The organism is Pseudomonas sp. zjy_15, assembly GCF_043101865.1.
GTDB classification, from domain to species: domain Bacteria; phylum Pseudomonadota; class Gammaproteobacteria; order Pseudomonadales; family Pseudomonadaceae; genus Aquipseudomonas; species Aquipseudomonas putida_Y.
The window spans coordinates 57,160-73,153 of record NZ_JBICII010000130.1; the positions used below are offsets into that span (position 1 = coordinate 57,160).

The following is a 15,994-nucleotide window of genomic DNA, read 5'->3' on the forward strand; positions in this document are numbered from 1 at the left end:
GAAGCGGGCTTGCCCGCGAAGAGGCCGGCGCCCCCCACATCACTCGATAGCCTGCAAGCGCCGCTCGATATGCCGCCGTTCTGGCGCCTGCCGTGTCAAGGCCAGCGCCTTCTGCCAGGCCGCACGCGCCGCTTCCACCTGCCCCAGCTGGCAATGCAGCTCGGCCCGCGCCGCATGTGCCAGGTGATAGTCCAGCAACTCCCCCCGCGCCAGGATCCCTTCGACTTCCCGCAAGCCAACCTCCGGCCCATCCCGCTTCGCCAGCGCCACCGCCCGGTTCAGCTCCACCACCGCTGATGGCCAATACCGCTGCAACACATCATACAGCCCAACGATCTCCCCCCAGTCCGTCTCTTCAGCCGTCGCCGCTTCGGCATGCACAGCAGCAATCGCCGCCTGGACGGTATAGGCCCCGAACGCACGGCTCTGCAGGGCCTGGCGCACCAGATCACAGCCCTCGGCAATGAACTGCCGGTCCCACAAGCTACGGTCCTGCTGCTCCAGAACCACCAGATTGCCTTGGCCATCGATACGCGCCCGCTGCCGGGACGCCTGCAGCAACATCAACGCCAACAGGCCGACCGCCTCCGGGTCGGGCAGCAACTGCACCAGCAACCGCGCCAGGCGAATGGCTTCATCACTCAGCGCCTGCTGCAGCAGTGTCTCGCCCGATGACGCCGAATAACCCTCGTTGAACACCAGGTAGATCACCCGCAACACGCTTTCCAGGCGCTCGGGCAGCTCATTCAGCTCTGGTACCTGGTACGGTATGCCGGCATCACGGATCTTGGCCTTGGCGCGCACGATACGCTGGGCAATGGTGGCCGGGCTTTGCAGAAAGGCCCGGGCAATCTGCTCGGTGGTCAGGTCGCAGACTTCGCGAAGGGTCAATGGCACCTGAGCGTCGGACGACAGGGCCGGATGGCAACAGGTGAAGATCAGCCGCAGGCGGTCATCCGCCAGCAGCTCTTCTTCACTGGGGTCCTGCGCCTGACCCTCCAGCAGCATGCTCAAGTCAGCCTGGGAGCGATCGAAGCGGGCGCGCCGGCGCAGCGCATCAACGGCCTTGAAGCGCCCCACAGAGACCAGCCACGCTCGCGGGTTGACGGGGATACCGTCGCGTTGCCAGCGCTCGACGGCAATGAAGAAGGCATCATGCATGGCCTCCTCGGCCAGGTCGAAATCACCCAGCAAGCGGATCAGTGTCGCCAGGATCCGCCGCGACTCCTGCCGGTACACGGACTCGACTTCGGTGCGCACCAGGGCCAATGCGGTCATCAGTCGGGCATCCGCTGGGTCACCACCTCCACCAGGCGGTCCAGGCTTTCTCCCCAGCCTTGGTAGAAGCCCATTTCTTCATGAGCCTGGCAGTCAGTGGCATTCCAGTGCCAGGCACGGGCGGTGTAACGGGTTTTGCCCTGTTCCTCGTCAAAGCTGATCACGGCGGTCATGAAGGCCTTGTCCGACGGTACCCAACCGGGGCCGAAGGCATCGGTGAACACCAGCCGGCGTGGCGCGGCAATTTCCAGAAAAACGCCTTGGTTCGGGTACTCGCTGCCATCCGGCGCCCGCATCAGGGTACGAAACAGGCCACCGGCCCACAGCTGCATTTCACATTCCGGGGTGGTCATGCCGTGCGGCCCCCACCACTGCATCAGCCACTGGGGTTCGGTCCAGGCGCGGAATACCTTGGCCGGTGGTGCGTCGATCAGACGGCTGATGGACAACTCGTATTGCGCTTGCGCAATGGGTGCAAGGCTCATGCTGATGGTTCTCCTTGGCTGTCAGGGTTGCAGCTCGCGCACTGGTCGCACCTCGACACTGCCGACCCGCGCGGCAGGGATGCCCTTGGCGATATTCAGCGCTTCGTTGAGGTCGCGGGCCTCCACCAGGTAAAAGCCGGCCAGTTGCTCCTTGGTTTCGGCAAACGGGCCGTCGGTCAGGCTCATGTGCCCGTTACGCATGCGCACCGTGGTGGCAGTCTGCACCGACTTCAGCGCCTCGGCCGCGAGCATTCGCCCGGAACCGTGAATGGCTTCGGCGTAAGCCAGGCACTCGGCGTCTGCCGGGCTGTCGGGCAGGCTGTGCAACAGCCCCTCGTCACAATAGACCAGGCACAGGTATTTCATGGTCGCCTCCAGGGCATTGGCAAAGTGCGTTTGGCGATAACGGCTCAGGGCTTGAGATCGAACAGGGCTTTTTGCGTTTCCATGTCGAAAGGCGCCGACCAGTGTTCGTGGATTACCTGCCACTGGCCGCCTTGACGACGATAGCCCACCGTGGCGCGCATGAAGCCGCACTGGCTTTCGTCGTCGCCTGGGCCGCAGCGGTTCAGCCAATGGGCCAGGGCCAGATCGCCAGCGGCGTGCACGGTAAGTTCGGCAAGTTCGAAGACCATGGGGCCAGTGCACATGCCCATGCACATTTCCCAGTGCGCCGTGTAGGCGGACTTGCCTTTGAATTGCAGGGCCTGGATGGCATCGAAGGCGACGATATCGTCGGCGTAGGGGGCGATGATGCCCGGGAAGTCGCGATCGCGCACGGCTTGCATCCAGCGCTCGATCAATTGGCGGATTTCGGATTCGGCTGCGGTGCTCATCGGGGGCTCCTCCGACAGATCATAGGGGGTGCGGCACAGTGTGACGCGTGCCTTCAGCTATGGTCGAACGGGAAACGGAGGATTCGACAGGCGGAGAAATTATCTGTATTGGCGGTGCACCTGGGAGGTCGCATCAAGGCCAGCAAGTGCCCGCCACGGCGTTTTCAGCGCCTGCGGCGGGCACAACCAGTCAACCCTGCTGGCAACCTTCACCCATGGCCCGGTACTGAATGGTGTGCACCTGGCCCTGGTGGTCTTCATAGGTCATGGTCGCAGGTACCACTTCGCAGACGTTGGGTATGGTCGACAGGTTGATCACCCGCTTGATGTCCAGGTTCATCGAGTAGTCGTACTGCTGAGCCACAGGCTCGCTGGAGACGGGTTTGGCCTCATCGGCGAGGGCGAACGAGGACATACCGACCAACGCAAGAATCAGTAATGGTTTCATGTGGTTTTGCCTTTTGAGCGTTCAAGCTGATCGATTGACTTCTATTGCCGTATCCGGCGCGGAGAAGTTGTCATCTATGGTCTAGATGGCACGAAGTACCGATCCCGCTTCGTACTGCCAGGGGGGATGAACAAAATTCTACTCCCGGCCAGCAATAGTTGAACCCCGGAGTCGGATATTCACCCTTGCCGGTTTTGCAACAATCTGCGACAAAGTGGCCGCAAATCATCAGGCCAGAGCCCCTGGCCACGTTTCAGGGTAGGACTCACCATTTCTGACCAATTGTCCTGTTCGAAGCTATCGGACACAGAACGCCGTTTGCTGGACCACTTCTACCGCCAGCACAGCTCACGCATGCGCGCTGCAAGCGACGCCGAACTGTGGGTAGCACGGGCCCCTGGCATCATCGCCGGGCTGAGCTTGAGTGCGGTGAGTGAGGGGTTCTGGCTGACCGGCCTGTTCGTCGACCCGCAGCGACGCAGCCAAGGGGTGGCCGCGCGGTTGGTCGAGACAGCGCTGGCGCAAGTTGGCGGGCCTGTCTGGCTGTTCTGTCATCCCGAGCTGACGCCCTTCTACCAGCGCCTGGGCTTCGACCTGGCCCAACAGCTGCCAGAAGCCCTGGCCAGCCGCCTGCTTCGCTATCAGCGCAACAAACGCCTGGTAGCCCTGCAGCGAGGTCAGTCGTCGCTGACCTCGAGCCCAGGGAACAGCACCTCGGTGTAGCCGAACCTGGCAAAGTCCTGGATGCGCGAGGGGTACAGCCGGCCGATCAGGTGGTCGCACTCATGCTGCACCACCCGCGCATGGAAGCCATCGGCAAAGCGGTTGATCGGGTTGCCGTGGGGGTCGATGCCTTGGTAGCCGATGTGCTTGAAGCGCGGCACCACGCCGCGCAGGCCAGGCACCGACAGGCAACCCTCCCAGCCGTCCTCGACCTCGGTGGAGGTCGGAGTGATGACCGGATTCAGCAGAATGGTCTGCGGCACCGCCTCGGCCTCGGGGTATCGCTCACTGCGCTCGAAACCGAAGATCACCAACTGCAGGTCGATGCCGACCTGCGGGGCGGCCAGGCCCACACCGCCTACGTGACGCATGGTTTCGAACATGTCGTCGATCAGTTGCTGCAGTTCGGCACTGCCAAGCATGTGCTCGGGCACTGGCGGAGCGATGCGCAGCAGGCGTTCGTCGCCCATCTTGAGAATGTCACGGATCATCAGGGGTTCGGCTCGACGCTATGAGGCTTGCTCGGGTTCGGGTGCTCGTGACCCAGTACAGTCAAGGTTTCCTTGGGCTTATCTTCGTCGAAGTCTTTCTCGCCCGGATTCTTGCCTTCGGCTGACATGTGCTCGATCACCGCATTCATTTCGGCGCCGAGCAACAACACGGCGGCCGAAATATAGAAATACAGCAACAGCACGATGATTGCACCAATGCTGCCGTACATGGCGTTGTAGTCGGCAAAGGTCTTCACGTAGTAGGCAAAGCCCAGCGAGGCCACGATCCACACCACCACCGCCAGCACAGAGCCCGGGGTGATGAAGCGAAACTGTTGTTTCACGTCAGGCATCACGTAATAGATCAGGGCCACTGCCACCATCAGCAGAATGATGATCACCGGCCAGCGCAGGATGGTCCACAGTGTGACGATGAACTCCTGCATGCCGATCTGGGCGGCGATCCATTCCATCACCTGGGGGCCCAGCACCATCAGTGCTGCGGCCGCCAGCAGCATGCCAGCCAGGCCCACGGTGTAGAAAATGGAAAGCGGGATACGCTTCCACACCGGGCGACCTTCGGGCACATCGTAAGCGGCGTTCATGGCGCTCATCATCAGGCGCACGCCAGCGGAGGCGGTCCACAGGGCGATCACGATACCCACCGACAGCAGCCCACCCTTGGATTGTTGCAACTGGTCGATCACCGGATTCACCTGCTCCAGCGCCTGAGGCGGCAATACCAGTTCCGATTGCAGACGCAGCCAGGAGAAAAAGTCCGGCAAATGCAGGAAACCGATCAGGGCAATCAGGAACAACAGGAAGGGGAACAGCGAGAACAGCGCCTGGTAGGCCAGCGCTGAGGCATAGGTGGACATCTCGTCGTCGAGGAATTCCTTGACGGTACGTACCAGCACGCGGTGCAGGGGCAAGCCGCGCAGGTCGGGGAAAATCATAGCGTCTCCTTTCGCCGCTTGATCGTTACAACAGACAAGTCTAATAGACCCTGCCCGTGCTGTGCTGCTCCCGGCCATGGTTGAAGGCTTTGCTTACATATAGTCCCGGCCTCTTCGCGTATCACCCGGAAGAGGCCGGCACAGGCCGCCTCAAGTCAAGGCTTCTTCACCGCATCCTTCACATTGCCCTTGACCTGTTGCGCCTCGCCTTTGAGCTCCTGCGCCTTGCCTTCGGCCCGCAGCTTGTCGTTGTCGGTCACCTTGCCAACACCCTGTTTCACGTTGCCGATCGCTTCGTTGGCCAAGCCTTTCGCTTTGTCTTTAGTACCGCTCATGGCAAAACTCCTGCAAATGGAGACACGTGAACCGTGTCGACATTAGGTGGACCCAACGCCTTCGCCAGGAGTTTCAACGGATCTCCCGCTCAGAAGCCGGACGGTAAGACTGCGGGGGAATACCGCACAAGCCGGTGAAGAGGCCCGCACAGGCACCGCAAGTTACAAACCTTGCCCCGCCCCGTGCCACCCCTCACAATGCAGGCCTTCATAGCGTCAACCCGCAGGAACCTGCATGAAACTCGACAAACCCGCCGCCATCGCCCGGCGCAACGAAGCACTGGCCCGCCCGGTGCTGACCAGCAGCAATACGCTGTTCGCCATCCTGGACAACAAACGCAACCTGTGGTGGTTCGAAGTGCCAGTGGCACTGCTGGGCAAAGGCCAGGCCGACTGGGTCAACCTGCTGCTGCACACGCCGGAAAGCGATGAGCTGCAGCACCTGAAGGTGCCCACCAATTTCCTCAAGGCCCACCTGGAGCAGATGGAAGTGCGCAAGCCTGGCAAGCGCCGCTCCACCATCAGCCTGGCCCTCAGCGCCGACCGTGACTCGCTGCTGCGCGACACCCGTCCGGGTGGCGAGCAGTTGGACTTCCGTAACTTCGTACAGGCGTAACGCGGTCAGGCTTTCTCGATACGATCGTCATGGATGACGATCAGGCCCTGCTTGAACAACCCGCCAATGGCCTTCTTGAAGTTGCCCTTGCTGACGTTGAACAGCTTGCTGATCAGCGCAGGGTCACTCTTGTCGCACACACCCAACACCCCGCCCTCGGCTTCCAGGCGCGCCATGATCTGCTCTTGAAGGGTGTCCGCCAGGGCAGCGCCTACCGGCTGCAGGCTCAGTGAAATCTTGCCGTCCTGCCGCACTTCCTTGATGAAGCCTTTCTCGTGCATGCCCGAGCGCAAGAACTTGAACACTTCGTTCTTGTGGATCAGGCCCCAGTGGCGGTTGTTGATGATGGCCTTGAAGCCCATCGGCGTTTCGCCGGCCACCAGCAGCTCGACCGGCTGGCCAACCTTGTAGTCGGCCGGGGTGACATCGAGGTAGCGGTCCAGGCGCGAGGTGGCAGTGATCCGGCGGGTGCGCTTGTCGAGGTACACGTGCACCACGCAGTAATCACCGATCTTCAGCGGCCGTGCCTCTTCCGAGTACGGCATCAGCAAGTCCTTGGACAGGCCCCAGTCCAGGAAGATACCGGCACCGTTGATGTCCTTGACCTTCAGGCTGGCAAACTCGCCAACCTGCACCTTGGGCTTCTCGGTGGTGGCGATCAGCTGGTCTTCGCTGTCCAGGTAGATGAACACGTTCAACCAGTCATCGACCTCGGTCTCGGCGTTTTTCGGGATATAGCGCCCGGGCAGCAGGATCTCGCCATCGGCGCCGCCGTCCAGGTACAGACCGAAGTCCACGTGTTTCACGATTTGCAAACTGTTGTAACGCCCAAGCAGAGCCATTTCCGATGATCCTCAAGACAAGGCGACTATTCTACACCTGAAGCCACCACATGGCCCGACCACTCATGCAGTGGAACCGCCAGCCCGCACTTGCATCTACCTTCTGGCCAGCCTGAGGAAGGAACAGCACATGCCGCTACGCCTGCCCAAAGCCCTGCTTATCGCCATCGGCTTGGCCTTGGCCTTGGCCGCCTGCAGCCGCATCGACCTGGCCTATCGCAACCTCGACCGCCTGGTGCCGTGGTCGCTGAGTGACTACCTGGACATGAACCGCGAGCAGAGGGCGCTGCTGGATGATCGGTTGCGCGAGCACCTGGCCTGGCATTGCAAGACTCAACTGCCCGGCTACCTCGACTGGCTCGACCGGCTACGTGGCCTGGTCGTCGCCGGCCAGCTAACCGACCAGGCCCTCCAGCAAACCACCCACGACGTGCGTGAAGCGATTGGTCGGGTGACCGAGGAAATCACCCCTTCGGCCACCGAACTGCTGCGTGGCATGAGCGACGACCAGGTAGCAAAAATGCGTGAAGCTTTCCGCGAAGACATCAGTGAGCGGCAGAAGCAGTATGTGGATACGCCCTTGCCGAAGCAGATTGCCCGCCGTAGCGAGCGCATGGAAAAACGCCTGGCACCCTGGTTTGGCGAGTTGACTGCGGTACAGAAGCAACGCATCCAGACCTGGTCTCAAGCGCTGGGTGACCAGAACCGTGAATGGATCGCCAACCGCGCCCACTGGCAGCAGCAATTGCTGTTGGCGATGAACCAGCGCAACGACTCCAGCTTCGAGCCGCGCCTGGCGACCTTGTTGCAGCGCAAGGAAAGTTTGTGGACACCCGAGTACCGGGCGGCGTATCGGAATACCGAGCGCCAGGCGCGCAGCCTGCTGGTTGACCTGGTGCAGCAAAGCACTCCGCAGCAGCGGCGGTTCCTGCAGGAACGGTTGGGCAAGGTGCGCACCCATTTGAGCGATATGAAGTGTTTGAAGGGCTGACAGCCCTGTTCGACCTGATTCACCGGGCCTTGCGCCGATACGGAAACACATCGATCACTTTCCCTTCACGTATCGCCGCCTGCAGCCCCTTCCAGTAATCCGCGTCATACAGTTCCCCATGCAAGCGGCTGAACAACCGCCGCTGGCCCATATCGGCAAACAGAAACGGCGGAAACTCTTCGGGGAACACATCATGCGGCCCGATCGAGTACCACGGCTCGCCCGACATTTCGTCCTCCGGGTAACGCGGTGGCGGGATGTGGCGGAAATTCACCTCGGTCAGGAAGCTGATTTCGTCATAGTCGTAGAACACGACCCGGCCATGGCGGGTCACGCCAAAGTTCTTCAGCAGCATGTCGCCGGGGAAGATATTCGCCGCCGCCAGTTGCTTGATGGCCAGGCCGTAGTCCTCCAGTGCCTCCAGCACCTGGCCCTCGGTGGCCTGCTCCAGGTACAGGTTCAACGGCGTCATGCGCCGCTCGGTCCAACAGTGGCGGATCAGCACCGTATCGCCCTCCAGCGCCACCGTCGACGGTGCCACCTCCAGCAACTCGGCCAGGCAATCCGGCTCGAACTTGCTGCGCGGAAAGCGAAAATCGGCAAACTCCTGGGTGTCGGCCATACGGCCCACCCGGTCGACGCTTTTCACCAGCCGGTACTTGTCGATCACCGTGGCGCGGTCCACGGTTTTCGATGGCGAAAAGCGGTCCTTGATGATCTTGAACACCGTATTGAAGCCAGGCAAGGTGAATACACTCATGACCATGCCCCGTACCCCTGGCGCCATGACAAAGCGGTCATCACTGCTGGCCAGGTGGTTGATCAGCGCGCGGTAGAACTCCGACTTGCCCTGCTTGTAGAACCCGATCGAGGTGTATAGCTCGGCAATGTGCTTGCCTGGGAGGATGCGCTTGAGGAAATTGACGAACTCGGCCGGCACCGGTACATCGGCCATGAAGTAAGAGCGGGTGAACGAAAAGATGATCGACACCTCGGCCTCGTCGGTGATCAATGCATCGGCCTCGATGCCGTGGCCTTCGCGGTGCAGCAAGGGAATCACCAACGGCCACTGCTCATCGCTGTTGTACAGGCGGCCAACCAGATAGGCCCCCTTGTTGCGGTAAAGCACGGGTACAAACAGCTCCAAGGCCAGCGCCGGGTCCTTGCACACCCAGTCGGGCAGGCATTCACGCAATTGTTCTTCCAGCCGCGTCAGGTCGCCTTCCAGGTCGCCATACGGCATGTCGAACGGGTAATCGGCGAACACCGCACGCAGCAAGTTCCTGAGACTGCCGTCAAGCCGATAGGTACGTGTTTGCGCGGCGCGCTCACGGCCGCGCATGGAAGGCCGGGTGGTGTGGATGAACATGCAGCCGTCGCTGATCTGGTCATGGCTGAACAGGCTGCAGAACAGCGAGTTGTACCAGGTCTCTGCCAGCTCGTCGTCCAGGCGGGGGTCAATCAGGTGGATATAGGCGTTTTTCACCAGCGGCCACTGCTCCACGTCCAGCAGCACCTCCGTGGCAAAGGCCTGGCGCAGCCAGCCGTTGACTTCAGCGACTTTCTCTTCATAGAGATTGATGCGGGCGGCGGCGGCCTGCTGGATATCCTGCCAGCGCGCCTGCTCGAAGCGCTTGCGGGCTCCGAGAGTGATGCGCTGGAAATGATCGCGGTAGTCGTCGAAGCCGGCGAGGATCATCCGGGCGATTTCGACAGCGGGCCAGGGCTGGGACATGCGTGGGGCCTCGGAGCAGGGATTGAGTACAGAGCTTAGCCGCCCTTGGGTGCATGGGTTACTGCCATTGAAGGCCCGAGCTGGCGTAGTTACAGCAGCGTTGTCCAACGCCGGCAGCCCGAGAGGAATTACACAGCAAGAAAGCACAAGAATCCCCCCGCCCCCTGGCGTACACTCGCGCCCCTGCCTTGCCTTCGGAGACCGTTGTGAGCCCCATCGCCCTAGCCCGCCTGCTGACCCTTGCCGCCGTCTGGGGAGCGAGTTTCCTGTTCATGCGCATCATCGCTCCCGAACTGGGCACGGTGCCGACCGCGTTCTTCCGGGTCTCCATCGCCTGTCTGGGCCTGATCGTGCTACTCGCCGCCGCCCGCGTGCGCTGGGACTTCCAGGGCAAGCTCGGCGCGTGCCTGGTGCTGGGCATGATCAACTCCGGCATCCCCGCCACCTTCTACTCGGTGGCGGCCCAGGTGCTGCCTGCCGGCTATTCGGCGATCTTCAACGCCACCACCCCGTTGATGGGCGTGCTGGTCGGCGTACTGTTCTTCCGCGAGCCAATGACCCTGGCCAAACTCTGCGGCATCTTCCTTGGCCTGTTCGGCGTCGGCATTCTCAGCGGTGCCGGCCCGGTGGCGCTGGACATGGCCCTGCTGCAAGGCGCCCTCGCCTGCCTGGCGGCCACCACCTGCTACGGCTTTGCCGGGTTCCTCGCCCGCCGCTGGGTCAGCGGCCTGGACAGCCGTCTTTCCGCGCTGGGCAGCATGCTCGGCGCCACGCTGATGCTGACCCCGCTGTTCGGCTGGAGCGCACTCACCCAACCGCCCGCCAGCTGGGGGGGCTGGGAGGTGTGGTTGTCGTTGCTGGGGCTGGGGCTGCTATGCACCGCCTTTGCCTACATCCTGTACTTCCGCCTGCTGGCCGAGATCGGACCGGTCAAAGCCAGCACCGTGACCTTCCTGATCCCGGTGTTCGGTGTATTGTGGGGGGCATGGCTGCTGAACGAGCCGTTGTCGATGGCGCATCTTTACGGCGGCCTGCTGATTGGCCTGGCCTTGTGGCTGGTGCTGCGCCCAGCGCGCCGCTGAAGCGGGGTACTGCATGAACAGCGCGTACAAGAAGGTCCTGTTCCGCCTGGAACAGGACGAGAACGGCTACCCACCGGCCTCGGTCGAGGGCCTGTGGGCCAAGGCCGTGGAAGGCGGCTATGCCATCGACAACATACCCTTCCATGTCTACGGCATCGCCCCAGGCGATGTGATCGACACCCGTGAAGAAGAAGGCGAAACCTGGTTCGCAGAACTGCGCCACAGCAGCGGCAGCTCGGTGTTCCGGGTGGTCGTCAAACCACCGGAAACCCTCGACCAGGTGCGCGCGGCATTGCTGGATTTCGGCTGTGCCTGTGAAACCGAGCAAGCAGTGAAGATGTTGGCTGTCGAGGTCCCGCCGCAACGCTCGCTCGACACCCTGCTCTACTACCTGCTCACCCAGCGCGAAGCCGGCCTGCTGGACTTCGAGGAAGGCGTGTTGCGCCACGCCATCCCCGAAGAATTCCGCTAGGGCCTACGCTTCCGCCAGGCGCGCCGCGGGCTTGCGAAACACGAACAGCAGCCCAACAACGATCAGCCCCATGCCCAGCAAGCTTAGCGGCGCCAGGCGATTACCGAAGATCAGCAAGTCCATCACTGCAGTCACTGCCGGCACCAGGTAGAACAGGCTGGTGACATTGACCAGGTTGCCCTTGGCGATCAGCCGGTACAGCAGCAAGGTTGCCAGCAGCGAGACCACCAGGCCCATCCACAGCAGCGCACCGACGAAGCTGCCGGTCCACTCGACATGGAGCGGTTGCAAAGGTGCGAACAGCGCGCACATGGCAAAGCCGGCCAGGTACTGCAGCGGCAGTGTGCCCATGGGGTTGTCGGTAATGCGCTTCTGCAGGATCGAGCCAAAGGTCATGCTGACCAGCGCCAGCAGGGCGAACAGCATCCCCGCCAGCGATACCCCGCCCAGGTTGATGCCCTGGTAGACCACCATGATCAAGCCGCCCAACCCCAAACCCAGGCCGAACAAACGGCTCCAGGAACGCTGGCGTTCCATCAGCACCACGGTGAGGATCGGTTGGACGCCCATCACCGTGGCCATGACACCAGGGGTGACATGGGTATCAAGCGCCAACAGATAGAAAATCTGATAGGCACCGAGCAGCACACACCCGGTACCCAGGGCGCGCAGAATGCTCCCGCGAGTACGCGGCCAGCGCAACCCTAGCAACGGGCCGATCAGCAACAGGCCAGCCAGTGCCAGCGCCGAGCGCAACAGCAGAAAGGCGAACGGGCTGGCATGCGCCAGGCCAAGTTTGGAGACGATCGCCCCGCTGCTCCACAGCAGGACGAACAGGCAGGTAGTGGCCGCCGAGGCCACGGACGCTTTGGTAAAGACAGACATGAATTGCCACCTGATAGTAGGCAGATAAGCCAAACGGACGGCGTGCGCTTCGACGTAAGAAGTGGCCGACCGTGTTCAGTAGGTTGCGCGTGCGAAGGGTTGCGGCACGAAGCCGATCAGCCCAGCACAACCACGCAATGAGGCGGAGCTACGCCGCCTACGACGCCACTGACAGGTGGTGGGGAGTGACAGATCATGACCGGCTGCTGGCTACCACGCACGACCATGCCCGCGACTGGCGCGATGGCAAAGCGTGTGGTGGAAGGAATGGCAGGCATGACAGCGGTCTTTGAAGAAGTGAATGTTCTGGAATATAGCGAGTGATTCTTCGCGGCACAAGCCTGCTTTCACAGGTTCTGCTCATCCTTCAAGGAGGGTGATGCACTTGTGGAAGCGGGCTTGGCCCCGCGAAGAGGCCCGAACAGACTACAAAAAATCAGAACAACCAGCGATACAGCAGATACGCCACCACCACCGCCAGTACCGGCCGTAGCACGCGGTAAGCCTTGGGGTTGGCGCGCTTGAACTGCTTCACATGGCTGCTGATCCTGTTGCTGAAGCGCTTGCTCCAGGCGTACGCCTGGTTGATCCCGCCCACGCGCTCTTCGTCAGTGTTCTGCGGCGCGGTGGCGCGGCCGAGGAAGGCACTGACCTTACGGTTGATGCGCGTCATCAGCGGGCTACTCAGCGGGCGCTCGATGTCGCAGAACAGGATCACGCGGGTTACGTCGGTTTCGTTCTTGACCCAGTGCACGTAGGTTTCGTCGAACATCACGTCTTCGCCATCACGCCAGGCGTACTGCTCACCGTCCACGTAGATGCGGCATGCGTCGGAGTTCGGCGTGGACAACCCCAGGTGGTAGCGCAGCGAGCCTGCGAACGGGTCACGGTGCGGGTTCAGGTGGCTGCCGCCGGGCAGCAGGGCAAACATTGCGCCCTTGACATTGGGGATGCTGCTGACCAGCTCGACGGTGCGCGGGCACAGGGTTTGCGCCGAAGGCAGCGGTTTGTCGTACCACTTCAGGTAAAAGCGCTTCCAGCCCTTCTTGAAGAACGAACCAAAGCCGGCGTCGTTATCCTTCTCGGCGGCACGGATATAGCCTTCGTCGAACAGGCGCATGGCCTCTTCGCGGATTTCCTGCCAGTTGTCCTTCAGCACGTCCAGCTCCGGGAAGCGCTGACGGTCCAGATAGGGCTTGGACGGCACGCCGGAAAACAGGTACATCAACGCGTTGTAGGGGGCGAACAGCGCCGAATGGTTGACGAACTGGCGCAACACCGGCAGGCGGGCCTTGCCGCGCAGGTGCACGAACAGCACGCTGCCGAAAAACACCAGCAAGACACCCGCCTTGGCTGCAAAGGAAAAGGTCATGCTTTCACTCCTTGGGGAAGAGCCAGGGCTGCGCTGCCTGCTCTCCAGAAAATCATCCTGCCATCATAAACCGATCCCGCCGCGGTAAAAACAACCCGGGCGGGATCGCATTCATGAAGATTCTGCAATAAACCCGGCCGCCGATTGTTGCGCCGGGTCAGCGGCAAGGCCGGTTACTGTTGGTTTTCCTGCTCGCTGAACATGTCGCTGAACAGCATGCTCGACAAATATCGCTCGCCCGAATCGGGCAGGATTACGACGATGGTCTTACCCTGCATTTCCGGTTTCTCGGCCAGGCGCACCGCCGCCGCCATTGCCGCACCGCAGGAAATACCACAAAGGATGCCCTCTTCCTGCATCAGGCGAATAGCCATGGCCTTGGCCGCTTCGTCGGTCACCGTCTCCACTTGGTCGACGATCGAAAGGTCGAGGTTTTTCGGCACGAAGCCGGCGCCGATACCCTGGATTTTGTGCGGGCTTGGCTTGAGCTCTTCGCCGGCCAGGGTCTGGCTGATCAGTGGCGATGCCACGGGTTCCACTGCCACCGAAAGGATGGCCTTGCCTTGGGTATGCTTGATGTAACGCGACACGCCGGTGATGGTGCCGCCAGTGCCCACGCCCGCCACCAGCACGTCGATGGCGCCGTCAGTGTCGCTCCAGATCTCCGGGCCGGTGGTTTTTTCATGAATGGCCGGGTTGGCCGGGTTTTCGAACTGGCCCGGCAGGAAGTACTGGTCCGGCGCGGAGGCGACGATTTCGTTGGCCTTCTCGATGGCGCCCTTCATGCCCTTGGCCGGATCGGTCAGCACCAGCTCGGCGCCCAGTGCCTTCAGCACCTTGCGGCGCTCCAGGCTCATCGAGGCGGGCATGGTCAGTATCAGTTTGTAGCCGCGGGCGGCGGCGACGAAGGCCAGGCCGATACCGGTGTTGCCCGAGGTGGGCTCGACGATGGTCATGCCCGGTTTGAGCTTGCCGCTGCTCTCGGCGTCCCAGACCATGTTCGCGCCAATGCGGCATTTGACCGAATACCCCGGGTTGCGCCCTTCGATCTTGGCGAGGATGGTCACGCCGCGTGGGGCGATGCGGTTGATCTGCACCAGCGGCGTGTTACCGATGGAGTGGGCATTGTCTGCAAAGATACGGCTCATGGCAGGGGTCCTTGGCATGAAAAAGCAGGGAAATGCCTCAAGGGTAAGCCTGCGGCAGTGGCCCGTAAAGCCTGTTCGAACTCAGCTGGGCACGTTGCGGTCAACCGCACATCCCGCCTTGGAGACCGCCTCATGAAAGCCCGCTATCGCTGGCCGCTGGTCGGCCTGGCCAGCCTGACCGTGCTGCTGGTGGCGCTGCACCTGGCCCTGCCCTACCTGGTGCGCGACTACCTCAACGACAAGCTGGCCGACATGGGTGACTACCGCGGCCAGGTGGCCGATGTGGACCTGGCCTGGTGGCGCGGTGCGTATCAGATCAATGGGCTGAAGGTCGTCAAGACCACCGGCAAGGTGCCAGTACCGCTTCTCGACGCCCCACTGATCGACCTTTCGGTGAGCTGGCGCTCGTTGTGGTACGACAAGGCAGTGGTGGCCGAGGTGACCTTCGTGCGCCCCGAGCTGAATTTTGTCGACGGTGGTAGCAAACAGGCATCGCAGACCGGCCAAGGTACCGACTGGCGCCAACAGCTGGAAAAACTCCTGCCCATCACCCTCAACGAAGTGCGTATCGACAACGGCGTGCTGACGTTCCGTAACTTCAATTCCAAACCACCGGTCGACCTCAAGGCCACCCGGTTGAATGCCAGCATCCACAACTTGACCAATGTGCGCGACCAGAAAGGCCGTCGCGATGCCAGTTTCGAAGGTACGGCGCTCATCGCGGGTGATGCGAAGGTAGAAAGCCGTGCCACCTTCGACCCGTTCAGTGATTTCGATGACTTCGAATTCAGGCTTCGCGCCACCGGCATCGAGCTGCGCAAACTGAATGACTTTGCCAGCGCCTACGGCAAATTCGACTTCAATGCCGGGCACGGTGACGTGGTCATCGAGGCCCAGGCAGAAAACGGCCGGCTGAACGGCTATATAAAACCGTTGCTGCGCGATGTCGACGTGTTCGACTGGCAACAGGACGTCGAGGAAAAGGACAAGGGCTTCTTCCGCTCGGTGTGGGAGGCCCTGGTGGGGGCGACCGAGACGGTGCTGAAAAACCAGCCGAAAAACCAGTTCGCCACCCGGGTGGAACTCAGCGGCAGTGTGCGCCAACAGGATATCAGTGCCTTCGAGGCGTTCTTGCAGATCCTGCGCAACGGGTTTATCCAGGCGTTCAATGCACGCTACGAGCAGCCAGCGCCGAAGTCTGACTGAGAGAACGTGACGGGGCATTCAGGGACTGAATGCCCGGTCTGCGTTTGCAGCCGCCTGGCCCCGCGTTATAGTCGGAAACAAATCCAGATTATG

General features: G+C 61.9%; 20 protein-coding genes. 7 read left to right on the forward strand and 13 right to left on the reverse strand.

What is annotated here, in order from left to right; translation table 11 throughout:
• Positions 1–39: 39 nt before the first annotated feature.
• The 5 genes from ACF8EF_RS24590 to ACF8EF_RS24610 form a co-directional block, all read right to left on the reverse strand.
• Positions 40–1,278, reverse strand: coding sequence for an RNA polymerase sigma factor (locus ACF8EF_RS24590; protein WP_392462474.1), 1,239 nt, complete (start codon positions 1,276–1,278; stop codon positions 40–42).
• Positions 1,278–1,763: an SRPBCC family protein gene (locus ACF8EF_RS24595; protein WP_176685584.1), complete on the reverse strand. Its 486-nt coding sequence runs from the start codon at positions 1,761–1,763 to the stop codon at positions 1,278–1,280. Before ACF8EF_RS24595 ends, ACF8EF_RS24590 begins: the two co-directional genes overlap by 1 nt.
• A 21-nt stretch (positions 1,764–1,784) precedes the next feature.
• Positions 1,785–2,129 (reverse strand): YciI family protein, encoded by a 345-nt coding sequence (locus tag ACF8EF_RS24600; RefSeq protein ID WP_176685585.1) that lies wholly within the window; start codon positions 2,127–2,129, stop codon positions 1,785–1,787.
• Between the two features lie 44 nt (positions 2,130–2,173).
• Positions 2,174–2,599 carry a YybH family protein gene (locus tag ACF8EF_RS24605; RefSeq protein WP_392529379.1) on the reverse strand — a complete coding sequence of 142 codons (426 nt, stop codon included), beginning with the start codon at positions 2,597–2,599 and terminating at the stop codon, positions 2,174–2,176.
• 190 nt (positions 2,600–2,789) lie between these two features.
• The gene (locus tag ACF8EF_RS24610) at positions 2,790–3,047 is read right to left on the reverse strand and encodes a DUF2790 domain-containing protein (RefSeq protein WP_003254632.1); all 258 of its coding nucleotides are present in this window, start codon (positions 3,045–3,047) and stop codon (positions 2,790–2,792) included.
• A gap of 318 nt (positions 3,048–3,365) precedes the next feature.
• Between ACF8EF_RS24610 and ACF8EF_RS24615 the strand changes: the two genes are divergently transcribed.
• On the forward strand, positions 3,366–3,770 hold the full coding sequence (locus tag ACF8EF_RS24615; RefSeq protein WP_392462477.1) for a GNAT family N-acetyltransferase: 405 nt from the start codon (positions 3,366–3,368) through the stop codon (positions 3,768–3,770).
• Here the strand turns inward: ACF8EF_RS24615 and def are convergent.
• From def to ACF8EF_RS24630, 3 genes are all read right to left on the reverse strand, one after another.
• The gene (def, locus tag ACF8EF_RS24620) at positions 3,725–4,261 is read right to left on the reverse strand and encodes a peptide deformylase (RefSeq protein WP_176685588.1); all 537 of its coding nucleotides are present in this window, start codon (positions 4,259–4,261) and stop codon (positions 3,725–3,727) included. The genes ACF8EF_RS24615 and def overlap by 46 nt on opposite strands.
• Positions 4,261–5,217, reverse strand: a complete 957-nt coding sequence (locus ACF8EF_RS24625) for a YihY/virulence factor BrkB family protein (RefSeq protein ID WP_021783396.1) — start codon at positions 5,215–5,217, stop codon at positions 4,261–4,263. The genes def and ACF8EF_RS24625 overlap by 1 nt, the downstream gene beginning before the upstream one ends.
• Before the next feature lie 155 nt (positions 5,218–5,372).
• Complete coding sequence (locus ACF8EF_RS24630; protein WP_012051514.1) at positions 5,373–5,552, reverse strand: CsbD family protein; 180 nt, start codon at positions 5,550–5,552, stop codon at positions 5,373–5,375.
• Positions 5,553–5,787: 235 nt separating this feature from the next.
• Here ACF8EF_RS24630 and ACF8EF_RS24635 point away from each other — a divergent pair, with 235 nt between their 5' ends.
• Positions 5,788–6,168, forward strand: coding sequence for a hypothetical protein (locus ACF8EF_RS24635; RefSeq protein WP_003254641.1), 381 nt, complete (start codon positions 5,788–5,790; stop codon positions 6,166–6,168).
• 5 nt (positions 6,169–6,173) lie between these two features.
• Here ACF8EF_RS24635 and ACF8EF_RS24640 read toward each other — a convergent pair whose 3' ends face one another.
• The gene (locus tag ACF8EF_RS24640) at positions 6,174–7,010 is read right to left on the reverse strand and encodes a S1 RNA-binding domain-containing protein (protein ID WP_010955234.1); all 837 of its coding nucleotides are present in this window, start codon (positions 7,008–7,010) and stop codon (positions 6,174–6,176) included.
• 130 nt (positions 7,011–7,140) lie between these two features.
• On the opposite strand from ACF8EF_RS24640, the gene ACF8EF_RS24645 reads away from it, so the two are divergent.
• Entirely contained in the window at positions 7,141–8,001 is an 861-nt protein-coding gene (locus ACF8EF_RS24645) for a DUF6279 family lipoprotein (RefSeq protein ID WP_392462479.1), read from the forward strand.
• Positions 8,002–8,020: 19 nt separating this feature from the next.
• On the opposite strand, the gene aceK is transcribed toward ACF8EF_RS24645, so the two are convergent.
• A complete protein-coding gene (gene aceK, locus ACF8EF_RS24650; protein WP_176685590.1) occupies positions 8,021–9,736 on the reverse strand; it encodes a bifunctional isocitrate dehydrogenase kinase/phosphatase in 1,716 nt (571 codons plus the stop codon).
• A gap of 206 nt (positions 9,737–9,942) precedes the next feature.
• Here aceK and ACF8EF_RS24655 point away from each other — a divergent pair, with 206 nt between their 5' ends.
• Together ACF8EF_RS24655 and ACF8EF_RS24660 are read left to right on the forward strand one after the other, a co-directional pair.
• Positions 9,943–10,818, forward strand: a complete 876-nt coding sequence (locus ACF8EF_RS24655; protein ID WP_176685591.1) for a DMT family transporter — start codon at positions 9,943–9,945, stop codon at positions 10,816–10,818.
• Between the two features lie 13 nt (positions 10,819–10,831).
• The gene (locus ACF8EF_RS24660; protein ID WP_176685592.1) at positions 10,832–11,290 is read left to right on the forward strand and encodes a DUF4265 domain-containing protein; all 459 of its coding nucleotides are present in this window, start codon (positions 10,832–10,834) and stop codon (positions 11,288–11,290) included.
• A 3-nt stretch (positions 11,291–11,293) separates the two neighbouring features.
• On the opposite strand, the gene ACF8EF_RS24665 is transcribed toward ACF8EF_RS24660, so the two are convergent.
• A complete protein-coding gene (locus ACF8EF_RS24665; protein WP_392462481.1) occupies positions 11,294–12,175 on the reverse strand; it encodes a DMT family transporter in 882 nt (293 codons plus the stop codon).
• Between the two features lie 195 nt (positions 12,176–12,370).
• On the opposite strand from ACF8EF_RS24665, the gene ACF8EF_RS24670 reads away from it, so the two are divergent.
• Complete coding sequence (locus tag ACF8EF_RS24670; RefSeq protein ID WP_256122406.1) at positions 12,371–12,499, forward strand: hypothetical protein; 129 nt, start codon at positions 12,371–12,373, stop codon at positions 12,497–12,499.
• Between the two features lie 112 nt (positions 12,500–12,611).
• On the opposite strand, the gene ACF8EF_RS24675 is transcribed toward ACF8EF_RS24670, so the two are convergent.
• Together ACF8EF_RS24675 and cysK are read right to left on the reverse strand one after the other, a co-directional pair.
• On the reverse strand, positions 12,612–13,547 hold the full coding sequence (locus ACF8EF_RS24675) for an aspartyl/asparaginyl beta-hydroxylase domain-containing protein (RefSeq protein ID WP_176685594.1): 936 nt from the start codon (positions 13,545–13,547) through the stop codon (positions 12,612–12,614).
• 173 nt (positions 13,548–13,720) lie between these two features.
• A complete protein-coding gene (cysK, locus tag ACF8EF_RS24680; RefSeq protein WP_176685595.1) occupies positions 13,721–14,695 on the reverse strand; it encodes a cysteine synthase A in 975 nt (324 codons plus the stop codon).
• A 132-nt stretch (positions 14,696–14,827) separates the two neighbouring features.
• Here cysK and ACF8EF_RS24685 point away from each other — a divergent pair, with 132 nt between their 5' ends.
• On the forward strand, positions 14,828–15,901 hold the full coding sequence (locus ACF8EF_RS24685; protein WP_176685596.1) for a DUF748 domain-containing protein: 1,074 nt from the start codon (positions 14,828–14,830) through the stop codon (positions 15,899–15,901).
• Positions 15,902–15,994: the final 93 nt, after the last annotated feature.